At 46.9% G+C, this 21972-nt stretch carries 17 protein-coding genes; 9 read left to right on the top strand and 8 right to left on the bottom strand.

Translation table 11 applies throughout. The annotated features are described in order from the left end of the window. Window positions 1–33: 33 nt before the first annotated feature. Window positions 34–1473: an exodeoxyribonuclease I gene (gene sbcB, locus CWI73_RS02335; RefSeq protein ID WP_126751366.1), complete on the bottom strand. Its 1440-nt coding sequence runs from the start codon at window positions 1471–1473 to the stop codon at window positions 34–36. A gap of 98 nt (window positions 1474–1571) precedes the next feature. Continuing rightward, entirely contained in the window at window positions 1572–1811 is a 240-nt protein-coding gene (locus tag CWI73_RS02330) for a hypothetical protein (RefSeq protein WP_126751365.1), read from the bottom strand. Between the two features lie 89 nt (window positions 1812–1900). On the opposite strand from CWI73_RS02330, the gene CWI73_RS02325 reads away from it, so the two are divergent. Continuing rightward, window positions 1901–2932, top strand: coding sequence for an isoaspartyl peptidase/L-asparaginase family protein (locus tag CWI73_RS02325; protein ID WP_126751364.1), 1032 nt, complete (start codon window positions 1901–1903; stop codon window positions 2930–2932). A gap of 11 nt (window positions 2933–2943) precedes the next feature. Continuing rightward, window positions 2944–6867, top strand: a complete 3924-nt coding sequence (gene hrpA, locus CWI73_RS02320) for an ATP-dependent RNA helicase HrpA (RefSeq protein WP_126751363.1) — start codon at window positions 2944–2946, stop codon at window positions 6865–6867. 35 nt (window positions 6868–6902) lie between these two features. Here the strand turns inward: hrpA and CWI73_RS02315 are convergent, their stop codons facing one another. From CWI73_RS02315 to ubiG, 6 genes are all read right to left on the bottom strand, one after another. After that, window positions 6903–7169 carry a GrxA family glutaredoxin gene (locus CWI73_RS02315; RefSeq protein WP_100692048.1) on the bottom strand — a complete coding sequence of 89 codons (267 nt, stop codon included), beginning with the start codon at window positions 7167–7169 and terminating at the stop codon, window positions 6903–6905. A 115-nt stretch (window positions 7170–7284) separates the two neighbouring features. Further along, window positions 7285–7545 carry a class I ribonucleotide reductase maintenance protein YfaE gene (yfaE, locus tag CWI73_RS02310; protein ID WP_126751362.1) on the bottom strand — a complete coding sequence of 87 codons (261 nt, stop codon included), beginning with the start codon at window positions 7543–7545 and terminating at the stop codon, window positions 7285–7287. Between the two features lie 3 nt (window positions 7546–7548). Continuing rightward, on the bottom strand, window positions 7549–8682 hold the full coding sequence (nrdB, locus tag CWI73_RS02305; RefSeq protein ID WP_053953809.1) for a class Ia ribonucleoside-diphosphate reductase subunit beta: 1134 nt from the start codon (window positions 8680–8682) through the stop codon (window positions 7549–7551). A gap of 17 nt (window positions 8683–8699) precedes the next feature. Beyond that, window positions 8700–11030 (bottom strand): class 1a ribonucleoside-diphosphate reductase subunit alpha, encoded by a 2331-nt coding sequence (nrdA, locus tag CWI73_RS02300; RefSeq protein ID WP_126751361.1) that lies wholly within the window; start codon window positions 11028–11030, stop codon window positions 8700–8702. Between the two features lie 270 nt (window positions 11031–11300). Continuing rightward, on the bottom strand, window positions 11301–11987 hold the full coding sequence (locus tag CWI73_RS02295; RefSeq protein ID WP_126751360.1) for an HAD family hydrolase: 687 nt from the start codon (window positions 11985–11987) through the stop codon (window positions 11301–11303). 3 nt (window positions 11988–11990) lie between these two features. Continuing rightward, a complete protein-coding gene (gene ubiG, locus CWI73_RS02290; protein ID WP_126751359.1) occupies window positions 11991–12722 on the bottom strand; it encodes a bifunctional 2-polyprenyl-6-hydroxyphenol methylase/3-demethylubiquinol 3-O-methyltransferase UbiG in 732 nt (243 codons plus the stop codon). Between the two features lie 149 nt (window positions 12723–12871). Between ubiG and gyrA the strand changes: the two genes are divergently transcribed. The 7 genes from gyrA (at window position 12872) to ihfB (ending at window position 21934) form a co-directional block, all read left to right on the top strand. Further along, complete coding sequence (gene gyrA, locus CWI73_RS02285; RefSeq protein WP_126751358.1) at window positions 12872–15499, top strand: DNA gyrase subunit A; 2628 nt, start codon at window positions 12872–12874, stop codon at window positions 15497–15499. Continuing rightward, window positions 15499–16584 carry a 3-phosphoserine/phosphohydroxythreonine transaminase gene (gene serC / locus CWI73_RS02280; RefSeq protein ID WP_126751357.1) on the top strand — a complete coding sequence of 362 codons (1086 nt, stop codon included), beginning with the start codon at window positions 15499–15501 and terminating at the stop codon, window positions 16582–16584. The genes gyrA and serC overlap by 1 nt, the downstream gene beginning before the upstream one ends. A gap of 54 nt (window positions 16585–16638) precedes the next feature. Next, window positions 16639–17742: a histidinol-phosphate transaminase gene (gene hisC / locus CWI73_RS02275; protein WP_126751356.1), complete on the top strand. Its 1104-nt coding sequence runs from the start codon at window positions 16639–16641 to the stop codon at window positions 17740–17742. Beyond that, on the top strand, window positions 17735–19024 hold the full coding sequence (gene aroA, locus CWI73_RS02270) for a 3-phosphoshikimate 1-carboxyvinyltransferase (RefSeq protein ID WP_126751355.1): 1290 nt from the start codon (window positions 17735–17737) through the stop codon (window positions 19022–19024). The genes hisC and aroA overlap by 8 nt, the downstream gene beginning before the upstream one ends. Before the next feature lie 110 nt (window positions 19025–19134). After that, complete coding sequence (gene cmk / locus CWI73_RS02265) at window positions 19135–19827, top strand: (d)CMP kinase (protein ID WP_126751354.1); 693 nt, start codon at window positions 19135–19137, stop codon at window positions 19825–19827. A gap of 110 nt (window positions 19828–19937) precedes the next feature. Further along, entirely contained in the window at window positions 19938–21614 is a 1677-nt protein-coding gene (rpsA, locus tag CWI73_RS02260; protein WP_126751353.1) for a 30S ribosomal protein S1, read from the top strand. A gap of 44 nt (window positions 21615–21658) precedes the next feature. After that, window positions 21659–21934: an integration host factor subunit beta gene (ihfB, locus tag CWI73_RS02255; protein WP_053953799.1), complete on the top strand. Its 276-nt coding sequence runs from the start codon at window positions 21659–21661 to the stop codon at window positions 21932–21934. Window positions 21935–21972 lie beyond the last annotated feature (38 nt).

Below are 21972 nucleotides of genomic sequence, written 5' to 3'. Positions count from 1 at the left end.
GCTCCGACAATAATGTAGTCGTATGACTGAGTGTTAGAGCGAGGCGGCGTAGTCATACAGTGACTTTAAAAGGCGCAGTTTGTGCGCGTCTTCCTGATGCTGGTTAGCCAGCTCTTCCAGACGCAGTGCAAAAGCGTCCGCAGAGAGCATACCTTCTGGCGGATCAATAAGGCGTTGCTGGCAAAATTGACGCCATTGGTTCAGTTCTTTGTCCGTTAATGTCGACGGATAGTTACGAGCACGATACCTCAGCAGTAGCTTTTCCATACGCGGGTCTTCAAAGGCTAAATCCAACCCAGCCAATTGTTGCGGCTCTGACGCTCGAATAATTTCCATGTGCTTTTTGTCTTGTGGCGAGAAAAATCCGTCGTAAATTTGGTGGTCAACATCGGTCCTTGGGGCAAACTCTTTGGTTTGCTCGAACACTTGCATTAACTTGTCTCTGAACGCACTGTTTTCCTGCAGCCACTGCGCATTGGCAGCTACGGTTTCCATATTAAGGTCAGCTCGTGCAGAAGCCTCCTCAGAGATTGTTTTAATAGGCGCAAGAAACGGACTGCGCCCTAAATGAATGTTTTGTAGACCACTTTTTTGCTGTCCTTGAGCTTCCAGCTCTTTGCGGCTGGTGTAAGTCAGTTCAACGAGTTCATCGACCGACTTATCAGCAAAGATTTTAGGATCAATGCGCAAGTCCCAGGCAATGACGTTACTGTTTTGCTTAGGGTGAAAGCCCAGTGGCAATATAGCTGATAAATACCGGTTTACGGTGCCGTAAAAGCCACTGACGTGTGCTACCGGCTCGGGCGCTTGCCAGTTGAAAAGGTTAAGCAGCTTTTGCTTACGTCGAATACTGTACGCCCACTGCCATAACTTTGGCTGCTTTTCTTTAATGAGTTTAGCCAGACCAATAGTGGCGTAAACATCGGACATTGCATCGTGCGCCTGGCCGTGTTCAATGTTATTCGCCACACTTAAGTGTTCGAGTTTCAGGCTGGGCTGACCGTCCTCATTGTCTGGCCAGTTAATACCTTCAGGACGCAACGCAAAGCAAGCTCGAGTGACATCAATTAAGTCCCATCTTGAGTTGCCATTTTGCCAGCTGTATTCATAAGGGTCATAGAAGTTGCGATAGAACAGGGAGCGGGTTACTTCGTCGTCAAAGCGAATATTGTTGTAACCAATAATGGTGGTGTTGGGCTTTTGAAACTCTTCGGCAATGGCTTTACTGAACGCAGCCTCACTAACACCTTGCTTTAATGCGAGCTGCGGCGTTATTCCGGTAACTAAGGTTGCCTCAGGGTTAGGCAGAAAATCAGGCGTGGGCTGCACATACAGCGTTAACGGGCGGCCAACCACATTAAAGCCCGTATCGGTGCGAAGCCCCGCAAATTGCGCCGGACGGTCAACCAGCGGGTTAGCCCCCCAAGTCTCATAATCGTGCCAGTAAAAAGTTTCTTGTTCGTTTTGTGCCATAACCTAAGCTTAAGCTGCTCTGTTTAAAAGAAAAACTATAGCATGAGCGCGACACTAAATTCAGTCACTTATTGAGCCTGGGTTATCAAAACAGCTTTTTAAACGCGCTCATACCCCTCAATAGTTAAGTCGTAAGCCTTCTTCAATTTTTCTGTCAGTGTTCGGTTGTCGTCATGACGAAAGGCAAGCTCGGCATGTGGTAACACCCGCTCGCCTACACGACGGGCAATGGCATCTTCGAGTTGCTGCTGGTCGCCTGATGCGGCTTCGGTTGGCACTTCAACGGTAATGTCGCCTTTCGAGCCAATGTGCTCATAGTTAACACGATAAGTTGGCATAATCCCTCCATCAATCGCATTGATAAATGCGTGTTTATCCCCTCTAATAAGACTAGACGAAATACAATAAAAAGCAGGGGACATTTATTATGAAAAAAACATTTCTATTATCGATACTGGCTGGCGCACTGATTGGATCAGCGCCGCTGCAGGCGGATGATCACGGTGTTGAATACGCAATGGCAATTCACGGTGGTGCCGGTACTATTACGCGTGCAAATTTAACGGATGAACAAGAGCAAGCCTACAAAGACAAACTGAACGAAGCGTTAGAAGCGGGCCGGGCTGTATTGAAAGACGGTGGTGACAGCACAACTGCGGTTATTGCGGCTATCCAAGTGATGGAAGAGTCGCCGTTGTTTAACTCCGGCAAAGGAGCCGTATATACCTGGGACGGTGAACATGAGCTGGATGCGTCATTAATGGAAGGTGAGAAAGGTAACGCCGGCGCGGTGGCTGGTGTAAAAACCGTGAAAAGTCCTATTGAGCTGGCACGTGAGGTGATGGAAGAGTCGGTACACGTCATGCTTAGTGGCGAAGGGGCTGAGCAGTTCGCTAAGCAACAAGGTTTAGAGCAGGTTGATAACAGCTATTTTAATACTGAACGTCGTTATCAACAGCTGTTAAAGGCGAAAGAAAAGATTAAGGCCAGTGAGCAGCCTGAACAGCAAGCCTGGGAATATCTCGACTTAGACTATAAATACGGTACTGTCGGCGCAGTTGCGGTTGATAAAAACGGACTATTAAGCGCGGGTACGTCAACAGGCGGCATGACGGCAAAACGTTATGGTAGAATAGGCGATTCACCCATTATTGGCGCTGGCACTTGGGCGGACAACGACAGTTGTGCGGTATCCGCTACTGGACACGGTGAGTATTTTATTCGCTTTCACGTGGCGGCAGATATCTGTTCGCGGGTTAAATACAAAGGCCTGCCGGTCAGTGAGGCCGGCGACGAAGTCATTCATGGCGTGCTGGAGCAAGCAGGTGGTACCGGTGGCGTGATTATAATCGACGCCGACGGCAATGTGGCAATGCCGTTCAATACCGAAGGCATGTATCGCGGTTACTTTAAAGGTGACGGTGACACGCACATTGCTATTTATAACGAGGAAGAATAAGTTCGGAGTTTATGAGTCGTAACAAAACGAATACCAACCCTTTCGTTAAAAAATATCAGTCTCAATTAGAGCAATGTACGTACCAAAAGGCCGCGCAACTGCGCGGTCGTTTGCGTGGGCTGGTGAAAATAAAAGATGAAAAGAAGCAGCAAAAAGTGCTCAGAGCCATCGAGGCCGACATTGAGCAGGCGGAGCTGAATTACTTACAGCGCTGTGAGCAGTCTTTTCATATTGAATACCCTGAAAATTTACCGGTTGCACAGCAGCGAGATGATATAAAAAAAACCATTGAGGACAATCAGGTGGTGGTTGTCGCTGGTGAAACCGGATCGGGTAAAACGACTCAGCTACCGAAAATGCTGTTGGAGCTTGGTTATGGTCGCCAAGGTGTCATAGGTCATACACAGCCAAGACGTTTAGCGGCCCGAAGTGTTGCCGCGCGCATTGGCGACGAGCTTCAGGATTACGCTAAACAGCAAGTCGGTTACAAAATTCGCTTTCAGGATGAAACGGCACCGACGACTGCTGTGAAGCTAATGACCGATGGTATGTTGCTTTCCGAGCTTCAGCAAGACCCTTTATTACTGCAATACGACGCGATTATTATCGATGAGGCGCACGAACGCTCGTTAAATATCGACTTTTTGCTGGGTGTTTTACATACCTTGCTGCCCAAACGTCCGGACTTAAAAGTTGTTATTACTTCCGCAACTATCGAGACAGAACGCTTTTCTAAACACTTCCATGACGCACCGGTGTTAACGGTTAGCGGTCGGACTTATCCGGTGGAAGTGCGTTATCGCGACCCGTCAGAAGGAAATAAAACCTCTGAAACGGATATTTTGCAAGGTGTTTGCGATGCGGTAGAAGAGCTGCAAAGTGAAGGGGACGGCGATATTCTCATTTTTGCCAGTGGAGAGCGGGAAATTCGTGATTATGCCGACGCTATTGGTGATTTAAAACTGAGAAACACCGAAATACTGCCGCTTTATGCCCGGTTGTCCTCTCACGAGCAAAACCGAGTGTTTCAATCACATTCTCAGCGCCGTATTGTCATTGCTACCAATGTGGCGGAAACGTCATTGACGGTGCCGGGCATTCGCTATGTTATCGACCCGGGAACAGTACGTATCAGTCGTTACAGCTACCGAACTAAGGTTCAGCGCTTGCCGATTGAGCCAATCTCTCAAGCCAGCGCGAATCAGCGTAAAGGACGTTGTGGACGTATTGGCCCGGGCATTTGTATTCGCTTGTACAGTGAGGATGATTTTTTACAGCGCCCGGAATATACCGACCCGGAAATACTACGGACGAACTTAGCTGCCGTTATTCTTCAAATGTCGGCGTTGCGTCTTGGGGATATTCGAGACTTTCCGTTTGTACAAAAGCCGGATGAGCGCTTTGTTAAAGACGGTTTGAATCTGCTGGAAGAGCTCAATGCCATAGAGCCGGGTAAAAAGCGAGAAAAGCCAAGGCTCACGGAAATAGGACGGCAGCTTTCTCGTTTACCGTTAGACCCTCGGTTGGCGCGAATGGTGTTGGCCGCCAAACAGTATGGCTGTGTGCGGGAAATGTTGGTGATAACGGCCGCGTTGAGCATACAGGATCCGCGTGAGCGCCCGCACGAGTTTAAACAAAAAGCCGATGAGTGGCATCAGCGTTTCCACGATAAACATTCCGATTTCATGGCGTATCTGAACCTGTGGAATTACATAAAAGACAAGCAAAAAGAGCTGTCAGGTAATAAGTTTCGCAAGCAAGTGGCACGTGAATTTATTCATTTCATGCGACTACGCGAGTGGCAGGACATTTATACACAAAGTCGCCAGACGGTTCGGGAACTGGGTTTTTCCATTAATGAAGAGCCAGCAACTTATGAACAAGTGCATCGCGCGCTCATTTCTGGCTTGTTGTCGCAAGTGGGAATGAAAGAAGACCGGCATGAATATCAGGGCACGCGACAAACTAAGTTTCATATCTTTCCGGGCTCCGGGCTCTTTGGTAAACCACCTAAATGGGTGGTTACCGCTGAGCTTGTCGAAACCTCGAAGCTGTATGCGCGCATTAATGCTGATATAGACCCATTATGGGTGGAGGAAGCGGCTTCTCACTTAGTGAAGAAAAGCTATTTAGAGCCACACTTTGAGAAGAAAAAAGGCAGTGTGGTGGCAGACGAACAGGTCACTATGTTGGGTCTGGTACTGGTGCCTAAACGACGTGTGCAATACGGGCCGGTCGCGCCGGCTAAGGCGCGTGAGATATTCATCCGCGAAGGCTTAGTGAACAGTCAATTGCAACGTAAGTTGCCGTTTATTCAACACAACTTGAAACTGATTCAAGATGTTCAGGCTCTGGAAGCCAAGTCGCGCCGCCGCGATATCCTGGTGGACGAGGAAGTCCTTTTTGAAGCGTATGAACGGCACATACCGGAAGGCATTTATAACGAAAAGCTGTTAGCCGGCTGGTGGCATAAAGCCGCCAAAAAAGAGCCTAAGCTATTGTTTTTTGAGCGTGATGATCTAATTGCCGGTGAGACTGAGCACATTACCGAAAACGATTATCCAGAGTTCTGGCGGCAGAATAATTTGCGTTTACCGTTAACCTATCACTTTGAGCCTAATGCCGTTGATGACGGGGTCAGCGTTAACATTCAACTAGGTGTGCTTAATCAGGTAAAACCAGAAGGTTTTGACTGGCATATACCGGCATTGCGCGAAGAGCGCATTGCTCATTTAATTAAGTCACTACCAAAAGCGTTGCGCAGAAATTTTGTGCCTGCCCCTAATTTTGCTGGCGCCATAATGGCGGACGTTGAGCCCTTTGAAACGTCGTTGTTAGAGGCAATGACACACAAACTGCGCCGTATGACGGGCGTAACCGTACCTGACGACAGTTGGGATGAAAGCGGTATGCCGCTGCACCTGCGTATGAACTTTAAGGTATTAGACGGAAAAAAACTCGTAAAGCAGGGCAGAGATCTACAACAGTTACAGGACGAGTTGTCCGGTAAGGTTCAGCAACGTCTGGAAAAGGCTGCCGGTGATGACATCAGCCGCGATGACGTTGAAAGCTGGGACTTTGATGAATTGCCGGAAGTTGTGACGGAAGCGCAGCAGGGGTTTGAAATTAAGGCTTATCCTGGCTTAGCGATTAAAGGGAGCCGTGAGGTTGCGTTGCAGTTGTTTGACTCGAAAGAAGAAGCCGAACAGCAGCACCGACAGGGCTTGCGTCGACTATTGTTAAAGCAAATTCCATCACCAGTAAAGCATTTGCAAAAGTCGCTATCGAATAAAGCGAAGCTGGCGATGTACTTTAATCCCTGGGGTAAGGTAGAAACTCTTATTGAAGACTGTATTGCCGCAGCTGTTGATGCGGTGATTGACGAACAACTTAAAGCGGGCAATAGGTTGCGAAGCGAACAAGGTTTTGAGCGCCTGAAAGAGCAAGTACGAGACGAATTGAACGAACGAGTTGAACAGATAGCGCTTAGGGTTGAGCAATGTCTGACACACTCGCAGGATGTTCGCAAAGCGCTGAAAGGTAAAATTCCGCTCGATCAAATTCAGTCGCGAGGTGACATTCAGGACCAACTGGATAACTTAATTTTTCCGGGCTTTGTCTCGAGGTTTGGTGAACACCGGCTCGACGATATTGTGCGCTACTTAAAAGCCATGCAACGTCGTTTGGAAAAACTGCCGGTGGATCCCAATAAAGATCGCTTAATGACCATAGCGCTCAGTAATTTACAGGAAGCCTATAGTGCGGTCTTAAAACGTTATAAAAACGGCGCTTTGATTCCTGAAGATGTGGCTGAAGTTCGCTGGATGATAGAAGAGCTGAGAGTTTCATTCTTTGCTCAGACTCTTGGAACCAAATACCCAGTGTCTGAGAAACGAGTGAAGCAGGCAATAGAGGCGATCAAAAAAGGCGGCTAAAATAAGCCGCCTTTCTTAAGCTAACGCTAACAACATTAAGCCGTGTACAAGCCTAAATTCTCTTTTGCGTATGCTTCAAACTCAGTGAAGCCGCCAACGTGTGACTCGTCGACAAATATTTGAGGTACTGTGTGTACCGGCTTACCAACGGTTTTTTCTAAGTCCGCTTTAGAAATACCTTCTGCGTGAATATCAACGTAGCGATAATCGAAGTCATCGCGGTCTGCTTTTAATTGCTCGGCAACTTCTTTTGCGCGTACGCAGAACGGGCAGCCAGGACGTCCAAAAATTACTGTAAACATGAAATACCTCTTTTTTAATCAGTGTTATCGGAAATTATCCATTTTTTAGGCATAAAAACAAATGGCTCTTACCGATGACTGTAATCGATTCTGTGAATAGCCAATACGTTCTGTGCTAGTGTTCAATATCTAAGTCAGATTCCGGTACGCAACAGCAGGGCAAAATATCGCCCTTTCGAACGTAAGCTAACGGCTCAGTGGTATAACGTACTTGGCCAGAATTTAGTTTAGTCCTGCATGCACCACAAAATCCACTACGGCAATGGTAGTGCATTTCCAGCTGGTGTTTTTCCAGCGCTTCGAGCAGGGTTCCTTCAGTCGCGTCAACGGCAAGCTCAGGCCCACCGTTAACTTTGACTTTAAAGGTTTTAGTCATAGCTTAGAGATCAAAGTCCCCAAGATCGGAGGCATTGACTTCACTGTCAATTTGACCAACCAGGTAAGAGGTAATTTCCGCTTCCTGAGGAGCCACCTGCACGTTGTCAGAAACCAAATACTTGTTCATCCACGGTAATGGGTTAGAGCGCATATTTTCGAACGGAGCGTCAAAACCAATGGCCTGCATACGTAAGTTAGCGATGTACTCAACGTACTGACATAACATGCTCTCGTTCAGACCAATCATTGAGCCGTCTTTGAACAGGTAGTGAGCCCACTGTTTTTCCTGTTTCACTGCGGTCATGAAAATTTCATAAGCTTCGTCACGCAGCTCCTCGGCAATTTCTTTCATCTCCGGGTCATCTTCACCGTATTGCCAAAGGTTCAGAATATGCTGAGTTGAGGTTAAATGGACGTTTTCGTCACGCGCAATCAGCTTAATGATTTTTGCGTTACCTTCCATCAGCTCGCGCTCTGCAAAAGCAAATGTACAAGCGAAACTGACGTAGAAGCGAATGGCTTCCAGTGCGTTCACCGAGTTAATGCACAAGAACAGTTTCTTTTTAATTTCGCGCTGAGTCACATTGTATGTTTCACCGTCGACCGTTACTTCGCCTTCACCGTGGGTTTGCCACAGCTGAGTGTAGAAAATAAGGTCGTCATAGTATTGTGAAATATCGTTCGCACGAATTTTAATTTGCTCGTTAATAACAATGTCTTCAAACACTTCGCTTGGGTCAGTAAACAAGTTACGCAGAATATGCGTGTATGAGCGAGAGTGAATGGTCTCAAAAAATGACCAGGTCTCAATCCAGGTTTCAAGCTCTGGAATGGATACAATCGGTAACAACGCAATATTTGGTGAACGACCCTGAATAGAGTCCAGCAGTGTTTGATACTTCAGATTTGAAATAAACACGTGCTTTTCACTGTCAGTGAGTTTATTAAAGTCGACTCGGTCACGGCTTACGTCAATTTCTTCAGGGCGCCAGAAAAAGCTAATTTGTTTTTCTATAAGCTTTTCAAAAATACTGTGCTTTTGTTGATCGTATCGAGCCACGTTAACCGAGTTACCTAAAAACATAGGTTCGGTTAACGGATTCGTTTGTTCCTGGTTAAACGTTGAGTACGACATTTCGCAAAATCCTTCTTTTAAATTTTACAAGCGCCGCCGGCACAATCGTCATCTTCTTCGATGATGACTTCAGATGGCTGTGCACCAGGCTTTTCTGATTGTTGACGAGCTGCGATATCCGACTGGTTATCGGCCGCACCGTCGCGCGTGTTGTGATAATAAAGTGTCTTAACGCCCAGCTTGTATGACGTTAGCAGGTCTTGTAATAGCTGCTTCATAGGCACCTTGCCCGCGTCAAATTTGCTCGGATCGTAGTTGGTGTTGGCAGAAATAGTTTGGTCGACAAACTTCTGCATAATGCCCACCAACTCTAAGTAGCCTTTGTTGCTCGGAATTTGCCACAGCAGCTCGTATTTATCTTTCAGGGTTTCGTAGTCCGGAACCACTTGCTTCGTAACACCATCTTTTGAAGCTTTCACGCTGACAAAACCGCGCGGTGGCTCGATACCATTGGTCGCATTTGAAATTTGCGACGACGTTTCAGATGGCATTAACGCTGACAGGGTAGAGTTGCGCATACCGTGCTGCTTGATGTCAGCTCGCAGCTGATCCCAATCCAGGTGCAAAGGTTCATTACAAACAGCGTCCAAGTCTTTCTTGTAGGTGTCTGTTGGCATAATACCTTGTGAGTAGGTGGTCTCGTTAAACTTCGGACATGCCCCTTTTTCTTTCGCCAGGTTCATTGAAGCTTTCATCAGGTAATACTGGATAGCTTCGAAGGTCTTGTGAACCAGGCTGTTCGCCGAGCCGTCAGAATATTTAACACCGTGCTTGGCCAGGTAATAAGCGAAGTTAATGACACCAATACCCAGAGTACGACGATTCATAGTTGCGTTGTAAGCCGCAGGTACCGGATACTCCTGATAGTCGAGTAGGCTATCCAGAGCGCGAACGGCTAAGTCGGCCAGCTCTTCAAACTCGCCCAGGTTGTTAATTTTACCCAGGTTAAATGCTGACAGGGTACATAGCGCAATTTCACCTTCTTCGTCGTTGACGTGCTGTAACGGCTTAGTTGGCAGAGCAATCTCCAGACACAGGTTACTTTGACGAATAGGGGCAACTTTTGAGTCAAACGGGCTATGCGTATTGCAGTGGTCAACGTTTTGTACGTAAATACGACCTGTGCTGGCACGCTCCTGCATAAACAGACTGAATAGCTCAATGGCTTTAATGCGTTTTTTACGAATGCTTTCGTCTTGCTCGTACTGAACGTACAGCTGCTCGAACTTCTCTTGATCTTCAAAGAAGGCATCATACAGGCCTGGCACGTCAGACGGGCTGAATAAGGTAATGTAGTCGTCTTTAACTAAGCGTTGATACATTAAACGGTTAAATTGAACACCGTAGTCCAAATGACGAACACGGTTTTCTTCAACACCCCGGTTGTTCTTAAGTACCAGTAAGCTTTCTACTTCTAAATGCCACAATGGATAGAAGAGGGTTGCCGCGCCACCACGAACACCGCCTTGCGAACAGCTCTTAACCGCAGTCTGGAAGTATTTGTAGAATGGAATACAACCGGTATGAAACGCTTCCCCGTTTCGAATTGGACTACCGAGCGCACGAATGCGACCGGCATTAATACCAATACCAGCGCGTTGAGAAACGTATTTCACAATGGCGCTGGCGGTGGCGTTGATAGAATCCAGGCTGTCGCCAGTTTCAATTAGCACACATGAGCTGAACTGACGCGTTGGTGTACGAACGCCGGACATAATTGGCGTTGGTAGTGAAATTTTAAACTCAGACGTCGCATCATAGAAGCGCTTGATGTAATCCATGCGCGTTGCTTTTGGGTAGTTCGCGAATAAGCAGGCAGCGACTAAAATGTACAAGAACTGAGCGCTTTCATAAATATCGCCCGTTACACGGTTTTGAACCAGGTATTTATTCTCAAGCTGCTTGACTGCTGCGTATGAGAAGTTCATGTCGCGCCAGTGGTCGACAATCTCATCCATTTGGTCGAACTCAGCTTCGCTGTAGTCTTCCAGCAAGTGCTCGTCATAACGGTGCTCTGCCACCATTTTCTTGACGTGATCAAATAAACGAGGTGGCTCAAACTTTCCATAAGCGCGTTTGCGTAAATGGAAAATAGCCAAACGGGCTGCCATGTACTGATAGTCTGGAGCGTCTTCAGAGATTAAATCCGCCGCAGCTTTGATGATGGTCTCGTGGATGTCTTCGGTTTTAATGCCATCATAAAACTGAATATGGGACTTAATTTCGACTTGAGAAGCGGAAACATTATGCAGACCTTCTGCTGCCCACATGATGACTCGATGGATTTTATCTAAGTTGAGCGGTTCACGTTCGCCGCTACGTTTGGTGACATACAGTTGCTCGTTCATTTTGCGCCGACTCTTAGCTTTTTGTTATAGAGATGTAGCCACAAGATATTGTGGTCATTAGTTATACAGAGTGAAATTCACACAATATCTAGTGTCTTTGATTTTTCAGTATGCTAGGTCTTAGTCAGACTTTGATCAAGTGAAATTCTCGAGAAAAGCAAAAGAAAATTAGCGTTTAATTGTTGATTTTTTTCTAGCCTTTAATAGACGTGAGTTTGCGAGGACCTCGGCTTTTTATAACTTTTTTGTCTTTAAAAATGGGTTAATAGATCAAGGTTGTGGTAGCCCAATAATATTCAGTAACTCAAGCGGTGTGCTGATGCCGTAGTCGGCCTTCCAGTCAGCGGGTGAGTCGCTGTCGCTAATATACCCATAATGAGCCAGTACCGTTGTCATTGAAGCATTGCGCCCAGCTTGAATATCACGTTCAGCGTCACCCACGTAGATACAGCTTGTAGGGTTAACTCCCAGCTGTTCTGCTGCCAGCAGTAGAGGTGCAGGGTCGGGTTTTGATACACTCAAAGTGTCTCCGCAGACAACTGCTTCAAAGACATCAAACTCGGGAAAGCTTGGTAACAGCTGTTGAGTCAATTGCTTGGGTTTGTTAGTGACAATAGCCACTTTTATTTGTGCTTGAATCAGAGCATTCAGTAGCGGTACAACACCTTCGTACACATGGGTCTTAGCGGCAATGCTGTTCGAGTAGGCGTCTAAGAAAGCCTTTCTTAACTCACTTTCATGGGTTTCCAGTTCTTTTGAAAAAGCCAGTTTCAATAAGCCTCTGGAGCCATGTGAAGCAACAGGGGTATAGGTGTCTTCATGAACAGGTTCTTTCCCGTATAAAGCGCACACATTGTTGAGTGCAGCTCCAAGATCAGGGGCGGTGTTCAGCAAGGTGCCGTCAAGATCGAACAGCACGCCTTCGGGAAGCTTGGGGGTCTGTGCGAAATTCGTCATGAGCTACTTCAGCGGCTTTTGTAAAACGGTAATGTAATTCACATCGATATCGGTATTCGACAGAGTGAATCCTTTTAATGGATGAAAAATTAATCCATTAATATCAACCTCGTTAAGCCCGGCTTCATCGGTCATGCGGAAGAGCTCTGACGGCTTAATAAAGCGCTGATGCTGGTGTGTGCCTTTGGGCACCCAACCAAGTATATGTTCAGCAGCCAAAATGCCCAGCAGCCAGGACTTAACGTTACGGTTTAGAGTTGAGAAAAACACCAAGCCGCCGGGTTTAACCGCTTCTGCGCATGCCTTAACTATAGAGGCAGGGTCGGGCACGTGTTCCAGCATTTCCAAACAGGTAACTGCGTCATACTGACCTTTATGGTCGGCTGCGTGATTTTCTACGGCGACACATTGGTAATCAATAGAGATTTCGCTTTCTAATGCATGTAGGCGCGCTATTTTTAATGACTCTTCGGCTAAGTCGATACCGGTAACCTTAGCGCCGCGCTCGGCCATGGCTTCACTTAGCAGACCACCACCACAACCGACATCAAGAATGTTTTTTCCAAATAACCCATTGGCGTGTTGCTCGATAAAAGACAGCCGAACCGGATTAATTTGGTGCAACGGTTTGAATTCGCCTTCCGGGTCCCACCAACGCGAGGCGAGGGCGGAGAACTTAGAGATTTCTTCTAAATCGACGTTTTTTTGTTCAGTATTTTTGTTTTCTTGTGTCATGGAATGCACTGTTGTGAGCGATAAATAACGCGGCTAGTCTACCCTAGCTAAAGAATAAGAAAAAGAGGGTGCGAGACTCGTTTCGGATGGGTACAATGACTGCATCAAAATAACAAAGATATGCGGATTTTTATTTTAGGGACTGAACTATGAGCGATCTAGCCAGAGAAGTGTCACCGGTTAATATCGAAGATGAATTAAAAAGCTCTTATCTCGATTATGCGATGAGCGTTATCGTCGGGCGTGCGCTGCCTGACGTCAGGGACGGACTTAAGCCGGTACACAGACGTGTCTTGTTCGCGATGAACGAGTTACGCAACGACTACAACAAACCCTATAAAAAGTCAGCGCGTGTGGTCGGTGATGTCATCGGTAAATATCACCCACACGGTGATAGCGCGGTTTACGACACTATTGTTCGTATGGCGCAGGACTTTTCATTACGCTATATGTTGGTTGACGGTCAGGGTAACTTTGGCTCGGTTGATGGTGACTCTGCAGCGGCGATGCGTTATACCGAAATTCGCATGGCCAAAATCTCTCACCAGTTATTGGCCGATTTAGACAAAGAAACGGTTGATTTTGTTGATAACTACGACGGTACTGAGCGCATTCCTGATGTACTGCCAACCCGTGTTCCTAACCTGTTAGTCAACGGTTCTTCCGGTATCGCGGTTGGTATGGCAACGAATATTCCGCCGCACAACCTTACCGAAGTCATCAATGGCTCACTGGCGATGATCGACAACCCGGACATCGACGTTGATGGGTTAATGGAATATATCCCGGGACCGGACTTTCCAACGGCTGCAACAATTTCAGGCCGCAGCGGCATTGTTGAAGCGTACAAAACGGGTCGTGGGCGTATTCACTTACGTGCTAAAGCTGAAGTTGAAGTCGACGAGAAAACAGGCAAAGAGACCATCATTGTTACGGAAATCCCGTATCAGGTGAACAAAGCGCGCTTGATTGAGAAAATTGCTGAATTAGTCAAAGAGAAGCGCGTTGAAGGTATTAGTGCACTGCGCGATGAGTCTGACAAAGACGGTATGCGCATTGTCATTGAAATACGTCGTGGTGACGTTGGCGAGGTTGTACTTAACCACTTATACGCAAACACCCAATTACAAGTGGTGTTTGGTATTAACATGGTGGCACTGGATAAAGGTCAGCCACGCCTATTTAATCTGCGCGACATGCTGGACTGCTTCATCCGTCACCGCCGCGAAGTAGTGACTCGCCGCTCAGTTTACGAGTTACGCAAGGCGCGTGAGCGTGCTCATATTTTGGAAGGCCTGGCAATATCGCTGGCGAACATAGATGAAGTTATTGAATTAATTCGTCGCTCTCCAACACCTGCGGAAGCGAAAGCGGGTCTTATTTCCCGTGCGTGGAAACTGGGTGATGTTGCAGCCATGCTTGAAACGGCTGGTGTTGATGCTGCACGCCCGGATCATTTACCGGAAGAATACGGCATTAAAGGTGATAACTATCATCTGACCGAAGCACAAGCGCAAGCCATTCTTGATTTACGCTTACACAAGCTCACAGGCTTAGAGCACGAGAAAATTCTTGACGAATACAAAGGTCTGTTAGAGCAAATTGCTGAATTACTGCACATTTTGCGTAGCTCAGAGCGCCTCATGGAAGTTATTCGTGAAGAGTTAGTCGAGATTCGCGATAACTTTGGTGACGAGCGTAAGACGGATATTACTGCCGCAGCGCATGATATCAGCATGGAAGATCTTATTAACGAAGAAGACGTTGTGCTAACACTGTCTCATGAAGGCTACGTGAAGTATCAACCACTGACTGAATACGAAGCCCAGCGCCGTGGTGGTAAAGGTAAAGCGGCAACGAAAATGAAGGACGAAGACTTCATTGAGCGTCTGTGGGTTGCCAACACGCACGACACCATTTTGTGCTTCTCGACCCGTGGCCGTATCTACTGGATGAAAGTGTATCAGCTGCCATTAGCCAGCCGTGCGTCACGAGGCAAGCCGATTGTTAATTTGCTGCCACTTGAAGATGACGAACGCATTACCGCCATTCTGCCAACCCGTGACTATCCGGAAGACAAGTTCGTGGTTATGGCAACGAAGAACGGCACCATTAAGAAAACGCCATTGCCTGAGTATTCCCGCCCACGTAACGGCGGCATTATCGCCCTGAACCTGGTGGAAGGTGACGAGCTTATCGGTGTTGATATTACCGATGGTAATGGTGACATCATGCTGTTCTCCGATGCCGGTAAAGTTGTTCGCTTTGCGGAAGAGCAGGTTCGCTCAATGGGTCGTACTGCAACGGGGGTTCGCGGTATTCGTCTGGAAGAAGACCAGCGTGTTGTGTCACTCATAGTGCCGCGTGAGTACGAAGACCAGGAAGCGGCCGTTCTGACGGTTACAGAGAATGGTTATGGTAAACGTACGCCGCTGACTGAATACCCAGCGAAAAGCCGAGCGACCAAAGGTGTGGTTTCTATAAAAGTGAGTGAGCGTAACGGCTCAGTGGTCGGTGCTATGGAAGTTATTGATGGCAACGAAATTATGCTTATTAGTAATAAAGGCACACTGGTTAGAACTCGTGTTAACGAAGTGTCTACTGTTGGCCGTAACACTCAGGGTGTGCGTTTAATTCGCACTGGCGATGACGAAAAAGTTGTTGGCCTGCAGCGCATTGATGAAATAGATGAAGACGAAGAGCTGATTGAAAGCGACGTTGTTGCCGATAATAGCGCAGATAACGAAGCCAACGAGGAAGGAGCGTCTGAAGAATAATGAGTGACGTATTTAACTTTTCAGCAGGGCCGGCAATGTTGCCGGTCGATGTGTTAAAGCAAGCTCAGGAAGAACTTCTTAACTGGAATAATCAAGGCGTTTCCGTCATGGAAATGTCTCACCGTGACCCTGCGTATGTGCGCATGGCTCGTGAAGCAGAGCAAGACTTACGTGACTTACTGGACGTTCCGGATGACTACGAAGTTTTGTTTTTGCAAGGTGGTGGGCGCGGCCAGTTCTCAGCCGTTCCGCAAAATATCGCGGCGCCTGACTCAACAGTCGACTACCTCGACACCGGTATTTGGTCTGGCTTTGCTATACGCGAGGCCGAGAAGTTCGTCGCTAAAGTAAATGTGGCCGGACACGTAAAAGAGGGCGTTAAAGGCAAGGAGATTCAGTCTCCGGACGACTGGCAGTTGTCTGACAATGCGGCGTATTTTCATTACTGTCCTAATGAAACTGTTGATGGCATTGCACTTCACGATATTCCTAATGTTAATGCGCCGATTGTGGCGGACATGTCGTCAAATATTTTGTCAGAGCCGCTGGATGTGTCTAAGTTCGGCGTTATTTACGCCGGCGCGCAAAAGAATATAGGTCCGTCAGGCTTTGCTATTGCCATCGTTAAGCGAGATTTGCTGGGATCACCGCAGAAGCAAGTTTCATCGATTATGGACTATCAGTTACAGGCTAAGGACGGGTCTATGTATAACACCCCCAATACCTTTGCCTGGTATTTAGCTGGGTTGGTGTTCAAATGGCTTAAGGCACAAGGTGGTTTGTCCGAAATGGGTCGAATCAACCATGAAAAAGCGCAGTTATTGTACGACTTTATCGACAAGTCTGACTTTTACCGAAATACTGTTAACCCGCAGTATCGTTCTATTATGAATGTGCCTTTCCAGCTTGCCGATGACAAACTGGATGCTGAGTTTTTATCTCAGGCTGAAGCCGCAGGCTTCAAAGGCTTGAAAGGTCATCGTTTTGTGGGTGGTATGCGAGCCAGTATTTATAACGCAATGCCGGTAGCCGGTGTTAAAGCGTTACTGAGCTTTATGGCGGACTTTGAGAGAAGTCAAAGCTAAGCTCAAAATAGAGTTAAGTTCCAAAAATAATAAGACAAAAGGCTTACGAGAATTATGAGTAATTTTGATGCATTGTCATTAGTTAACCCCGGTGTAAAACAGCTCCGTCCTTATCAAGCGGGCAAGCCCGTGTCTGAATTGCAGCGCGAATTAGGTTTGCAGCACGTTGTTAAATTAGCGTCAAACGAAAACCCTCTCGGTTTGAGTGAGAAAGTAAAGACGGCGCTGGAAGCCGAGCTTAATGATTTGGTTCGTTATCCGGACGCAAACGGGTACTACCTGAAAAGTCGTTTGGCTGAGTTGAACTCAGTGACAACGCAACAAATTACTCTGGGTAATGGCTCTAACGATGTGTTGGAAATTTTGGCACGGACGTTCGTGTCAGACCAGGACGAAGTCATTTTCTCACAGCATGCGTTTGTGGTTTATCCGTTAGTCACTCAGGCTATTGGTGCAAAACCTGTTGCAGTACCAGCTATTGACTACGGTCACGATCTTGATGGTATGGCAGCAGCAATAACCGACAAGACGAAGATGATTTTCATCGCAAACCCAAATAATCCAACCGGAACCTTTTTGACGACAGAGTCAATTAAAGCGTTCTTGGGCAAAGTGCCTCAAAACGTCATTGTCGTATTAGACGAAGCTTATTACGAGTACGTACCTGAAGCGGAGCGAGCGCCATCGGTTGAATGGATTAAAGAGTATCCCAACCTTGTAGTAAGCCGTACGTTTTCAAAAGCCTACGGGTTGGCAGGATTACGCGCAGGTTATGCAGTAAGCCATGAAGGCATTGCCGATGTCCTAAACCGTATTCGTCAGCCATTTAATATGAATTCACTGTCCTTAAAGGCGGCGGAAGTGGTGTTGGATGACCATGGTTACTTGCAAAAAGCGGTTGAAATTAATGCGCATGGCATGAAACAGCTAACTGACTTTTGTGAAGGTGCAGGCTTTAACTACATTCCGTCTTACGGTAACTTTCTGACTATTGAAGTCGGCCCAGATGCAGAGAAGCTTTACGATGAGTTGCTGCACGAAGGGGTTATTGTGCGTCCGGTTACTGGCTATGAGCTGCCGAATCACTTACGTGTCAGTATTGGCTTACCCGAAGAAAATGAAGCCTTTATTAAGGCGATGAAAAAACTGCGTGGCTGAATCGATTTTCCTTAAACCCCGGGCGCAGTGTCGCGGAACTATTGTTCTTCCGGGGTCTAAAAGCATTGCTAATCGAGCGTTGCTGATGTCAGCGCTTTGTTCTGAGCCTGTCAGCTTGCATAATCTGCTCGACAGTGAAGATACAGAGCATATGCTGGGGGCATTGGCGAGCTTAGGCGTCAGCTGTGAAAAGTCGGATAATGTGACACGTGTTACCGGTTGTTCGGGGCAGTGGCAACTGAATGACACCTCGCTGCATTTAGGTAATGCGGGTACCGCCATGCGACCGTTAATTGCGGTTTTGGCGGCAACGTTAAGTGTGGATCAGCAGGTTGAGCTCACCGGCGACTCTCGTATGCAGGAACGGCCTGTTCAGCATTTGGTCGAAGCTTTGCAAGCGCAAGGCGCTGAAATAACCTACGAAAAAACACCAGGGTATCCACCCGTATTAATTGAGTGCGGACTTAAAGCCGGCAATTTTTCAATAGACGGTTCGGTTTCCAGCCAGTTTATTTCGGCGTTGCTCATGGCGCTGCCACTGCTTAAAAGCGACTCTACCTTAACTTTAGTAGGGGACGTGGTCTCTAAGCCATACATCGAGTTAACACTCAAAATGTTGGCTGACTTTGGAATTGTAATAGAGCGTGTGTCTGAAAGCCGTTTTCATGTAAAAGGCAGCCAATCTTATGTATCCCCCGGTAATTATCATGTTGAAGGCGATGCCAGCGGTGCTTCGTATTGGATGGCAGCAGCGTTGCTCGGCGGCGGGCCGATAACTATCGAAGGTGTGGGTGCTTCTTCTATTCAAGGTGATAAAGCGTTTACAGAAGTCATTCAGGCAATGGGTGGCACCGTAGAAATTGGTGAGCATCAAATGACAGTGACCGGTTCAGGTGTTATAAAAGGGGTGGACAAAGATTTTAATGCTATCCCAGACGCAGCTATGACGGTTGCTCCTTTAGCGCTTTTTGCAGACAAGCCAACCATTATTCGTAATGTTGCCAACTGGCGGGTTAAAGAAACGGATCGGTTATCGGCGATGGCGATGGAACTGCGAAAACTGGGCGCCGATGTTGAAGAGGGCGCTGATTTCCTAAAAATATATCCTGTTCAGCACTGGCAAAATGCTAAAATAGACACCTACAATGACCACCGTATGGCAATGTGCTTTTCCCTGGCCGCATTTTCGCCCGTAGGCGTAACTATTAATGATCCTGACTGTTGTCGTAAAACGTACCCTACTTATTTCCAAGAGTTTTCACGAATCTGTCAAAGTTACTGATTAAACTCAGCCTTCCTGTTATTTCGTGCTCCTGATTAATGCAATTTTTTCACAAATGCGTATAATTGCGCCGCTAAAAGCTGCAATACGCAGAGCAAATTGAGGATTTTATGGCAACGCATATCCCCGTCATTACAATTGATGGTCCTAGTGGTGCAGGGAAAGGCACTATCAGTCGGTTACTCGCAGAAAAGCTGGGGTGGCACTTGCTTGATAGCGGTGCGATATATCGTGTACTGGCTTTGGCTGCGATTCATCATGACTTCACGCCGGAAGATGAGGAAAGCCTGGTGGCTTTAGCCGCTCATTTGGATGTTAAATTTGAAGCAGACGAAGAAAAGTCACTAACGCATATTATTTTAGAGGGCGAAGACGTCACCATGACAATACGCACTGAAGAAGTGGGTAATATGGCCTCTAAAATTGCGGCTTTACCGCGTGTACGCGAGGCGTTGTTGCGCCGCCAGCGCGGCTTTAAAGAGTTGCCTGGCTTAGTGGCAGACGGCCGGGATATGGGGACTGTAGTATTTACCGACGCAGACGCTAAAGTGTTTTTAACTGCGTCGCCTCAAGAGCGTGCCCAAAGACGTTTTGATCAATTGAAGGAAAAGGGCTTTGATGCTAATATTGATCAATTAGTGAACGAAATTAAAGAACGCGATGATCGCGATATGAATCGCTCTGTGGCGCCATTGAAGCCCGCGGAGGATTCTTTGTATTTAGATTCTACCGACACGCCGATTGATGACGTGTTGGAACAAGTATTGACGTTTGCCCACAGCAAACTCTCAGAAACTAGCTAGGGCCTGGCCCTAATTAGGGGTTCACAGTAAGGATACAGGTGAACATTTTTAATAACCCCGCTGCATACGGAATTTCAGTGGACGTCATTTATTAAGCGAAGTTAATTATTATGTCAGAAAATTTTGCACAGCTGTTTGAAGAAAGCCTGAAAGAAGTCGAAACTCGTCCGGGCTCGATCGTAAAAGGCACAATCGTCTCTATCGCAAAAGACTTGGTATTAGTTGATGCAGGTCTTAAGTCTGAAAGTGCGATTCCTGCAGAACAATTCCGCAACGCTGAAGGTGAGCTGGAAATCAACGTCGGTGACGAAGTTGACGTAGCCCTTGACGCTGTTGAAGACGGCTTCGGTGAAACCGTGCTTTCTCGTGAAAAAGCGAAGCGCTATGAAGCTTGGCTGCAGCTGGAAAAAGCTCACGAAGAAAACGCAACTGTTACCGGTTATATCTCTGGTAAAGTTAAAGGTGGCTTCACAGTTGACCTTGGCGGCGTTCGTGCGTTCTTGCCTGGTTCACTGGTTGACGTACGTCCAGTACGTGAAACAACTCACCTTGAGAACAAAGACTTAGAATTCAAAGTTATCAAGCTTGATCAGAAGCGCAACAACGTTGTTGTTTCTCGCCGTGCTGTTATCGAGAAAGAAAACAGTGCAGAACGCGAAGAGCTGCTTGAGAACTTGCAAGAAGGTCAGGAAGTACAAGGTATCGTTAAGAACCTGACTGACTACGGCGCATTCGTAGATTTAGGTGGCGTAGACGGCCTGTTGCACATCACTGATATGGCTTGGAAACGTGTTAAGCATCCAAGCGAAATCGTGAACGTTGGCGATGAAATCACTGTTAAAGTATTGAAGTTTGACCGTGAGCGCACTCGTGTATCTCTTGGCCTGAAGCAATTGGGCGAAGATCCTTGGGCAGATATCGCAAACCGTTACCCAGAAGGTCACCGTTTAACTGGTCGTGTTACGAACTTGACTGATTACGGCTGCTTCGTTGAAATCGAAGAGGGTGTTGAAGGTCTTGTTCACGTTTCAGAAATGGATTGGACTAACAAAAACGTTCATCCTTCTAAAGTGGTTAACCTTGACGACACTGTTGAAGTTATGGTTCTGGAAATTGACGAAGAACGTCGTCGTATTTCTCTTGGCCTTAAACAGTGCAAGCCTAACCCTTGGGAAGAGTTTGCTAAGAACCACAATAAAGGCGAGAAAGTTACTGGTAAGATCAAGTCAATCACTGACTTCGGTATCTTCATTGGCCTGGACGGTGGTATCGACGGTCTGGTTCACTTGTCTGACATCAGCTGGAACACTCCAGGTGAAGAAGCGGTTCGCGACTACAAGAAAGGCGAAGAAGTTACCGCTGTTGTTATGCAAGTTGACGCAGAGCGTGAGCGTATCTCTCTAGGTATCAAGCAATTAGAAGAAGATCCGTTTAACAATTACCTGGCAGCTAACAAAAAAGGTGCTATTGTTGAAGGTACAGTAACTGAAGTTGACGCTAAAGGCGCTAAAGTTGAATTAGCAGAAAGCGTTGAAGGTTATGTACGTGCAGCAGACATTTCGCGTGAGCGCGTTGAAGATGCAAGCACTGAGTTAAGCGTTGGTGATAAGATTGAAGCGCGCTTCATGGGCGTTGACCGTAAAAACCGCACTCTGAGCCTGTCTATCAAAGCGAAAGACGAAGCTGAAGAGAAAGAAGCGGTAGAAAGCGTCAACAAACAGCAAGACAGCTCTGGTATCAACAGTGCTATGGCTGACGCGTTCAAAGCGGCGAAAACTGACGACTAAGACAGTTTTTCGTCGTAATAAACGGCTTTATCAGGAGGTAAGTTATGACAAAATCAGAGCTAATTGAACGGTTAACTTTGAAACATGAGTTGCCTCCTAAGCAAGTTGAGGCTTCTGTTAAAGAAATTCTTGAACAAATGGTGCAGTCCTTGTCTCAGGGCAAGCGCGTTGAGATTCGAGGTTTTGGAAGCTTCTCTTTGCATTATCGTGCGCCACGTGTTGGTCGTAACCCGAAAACCGGTGACCCGGTTAATTTAGATGGGAAATACGTTCCTCATTTTAAAGCGGGTAAGGAACTGCGCGAGCGCGTCGATTTATAAAGTAGTTTTTTACGCTCGATTGATAAAAACGGCATGCT

Origin of the sequence: Idiomarina piscisalsi (assembly GCF_003987095.1) — a bacterium.
GTDB classification, from domain to species: Bacteria; Pseudomonadota; Gammaproteobacteria; order Enterobacterales; family Alteromonadaceae; genus Idiomarina; species Idiomarina piscisalsi.
This window is presented reverse-complemented; position numbering and strand designations above follow the sequence as displayed.

Bases quoted from the DNA above. Each gene is read 5' to 3' on its own strand.
- sbcB (WP_126751366.1), bottom strand. From the start codon at position 1,473: ATGGCACAAAACGAACAAGAAACTTTTTACTGGCACGATTATGAGACT.
- CWI73_RS02330 (WP_126751365.1), bottom strand. From the start codon at position 1,811: ATGCCAACTTATCGTGTTAACTATGAGCACATTGGCTCGAAAGGCGAC.
- CWI73_RS02325 (WP_126751364.1), top strand. From the start codon at position 1,901: ATGAAAAAAACATTTCTATTATCGATACTGGCTGGCGCACTGATTGGA.
- hrpA (WP_126751363.1), top strand. From the start codon at position 2,944: ATGAGTCGTAACAAAACGAATACCAACCCTTTCGTTAAAAAATATCAG.
- CWI73_RS02315 (WP_100692048.1), bottom strand. From the start codon at position 7,169: ATGTTTACAGTAATTTTTGGACGTCCTGGCTGCCCGTTCTGCGTACGC.
- yfaE (WP_126751362.1), bottom strand. From the start codon at position 7,545: ATGACTAAAACCTTTAAAGTCAAAGTTAACGGTGGGCCTGAGCTTGCC.
- nrdB (WP_053953809.1), bottom strand. From the start codon at position 8,682: ATGTCGTACTCAACGTTTAACCAGGAACAAACGAATCCGTTAACCGAA.
- nrdA (WP_126751361.1), bottom strand. From the start codon at position 11,030: ATGAACGAGCAACTGTATGTCACCAAACGTAGCGGCGAACGTGAACCG.
- CWI73_RS02295 (WP_126751360.1), bottom strand. From the start codon at position 11,987: ATGACGAATTTCGCACAGACCCCCAAGCTTCCCGAAGGCGTGCTGTTC.
- ubiG (WP_126751359.1), bottom strand. From the start codon at position 12,722: ATGACACAAGAAAACAAAAATACTGAACAAAAAAACGTCGATTTAGAA.
- gyrA (WP_126751358.1), top strand. From the start codon at position 12,872: ATGAGCGATCTAGCCAGAGAAGTGTCACCGGTTAATATCGAAGATGAA.
- serC (WP_126751357.1), top strand. From the start codon at position 15,499: ATGAGTGACGTATTTAACTTTTCAGCAGGGCCGGCAATGTTGCCGGTC.
- hisC (WP_126751356.1), top strand. From the start codon at position 16,639: ATGAGTAATTTTGATGCATTGTCATTAGTTAACCCCGGTGTAAAACAG.
- cmk (WP_126751354.1), top strand. From the start codon at position 19,135: ATGGCAACGCATATCCCCGTCATTACAATTGATGGTCCTAGTGGTGCA.
- rpsA (WP_126751353.1), top strand. From the start codon at position 19,938: ATGTCAGAAAATTTTGCACAGCTGTTTGAAGAAAGCCTGAAAGAAGTC.
- ihfB (WP_053953799.1), top strand. From the start codon at position 21,659: ATGACAAAATCAGAGCTAATTGAACGGTTAACTTTGAAACATGAGTTG.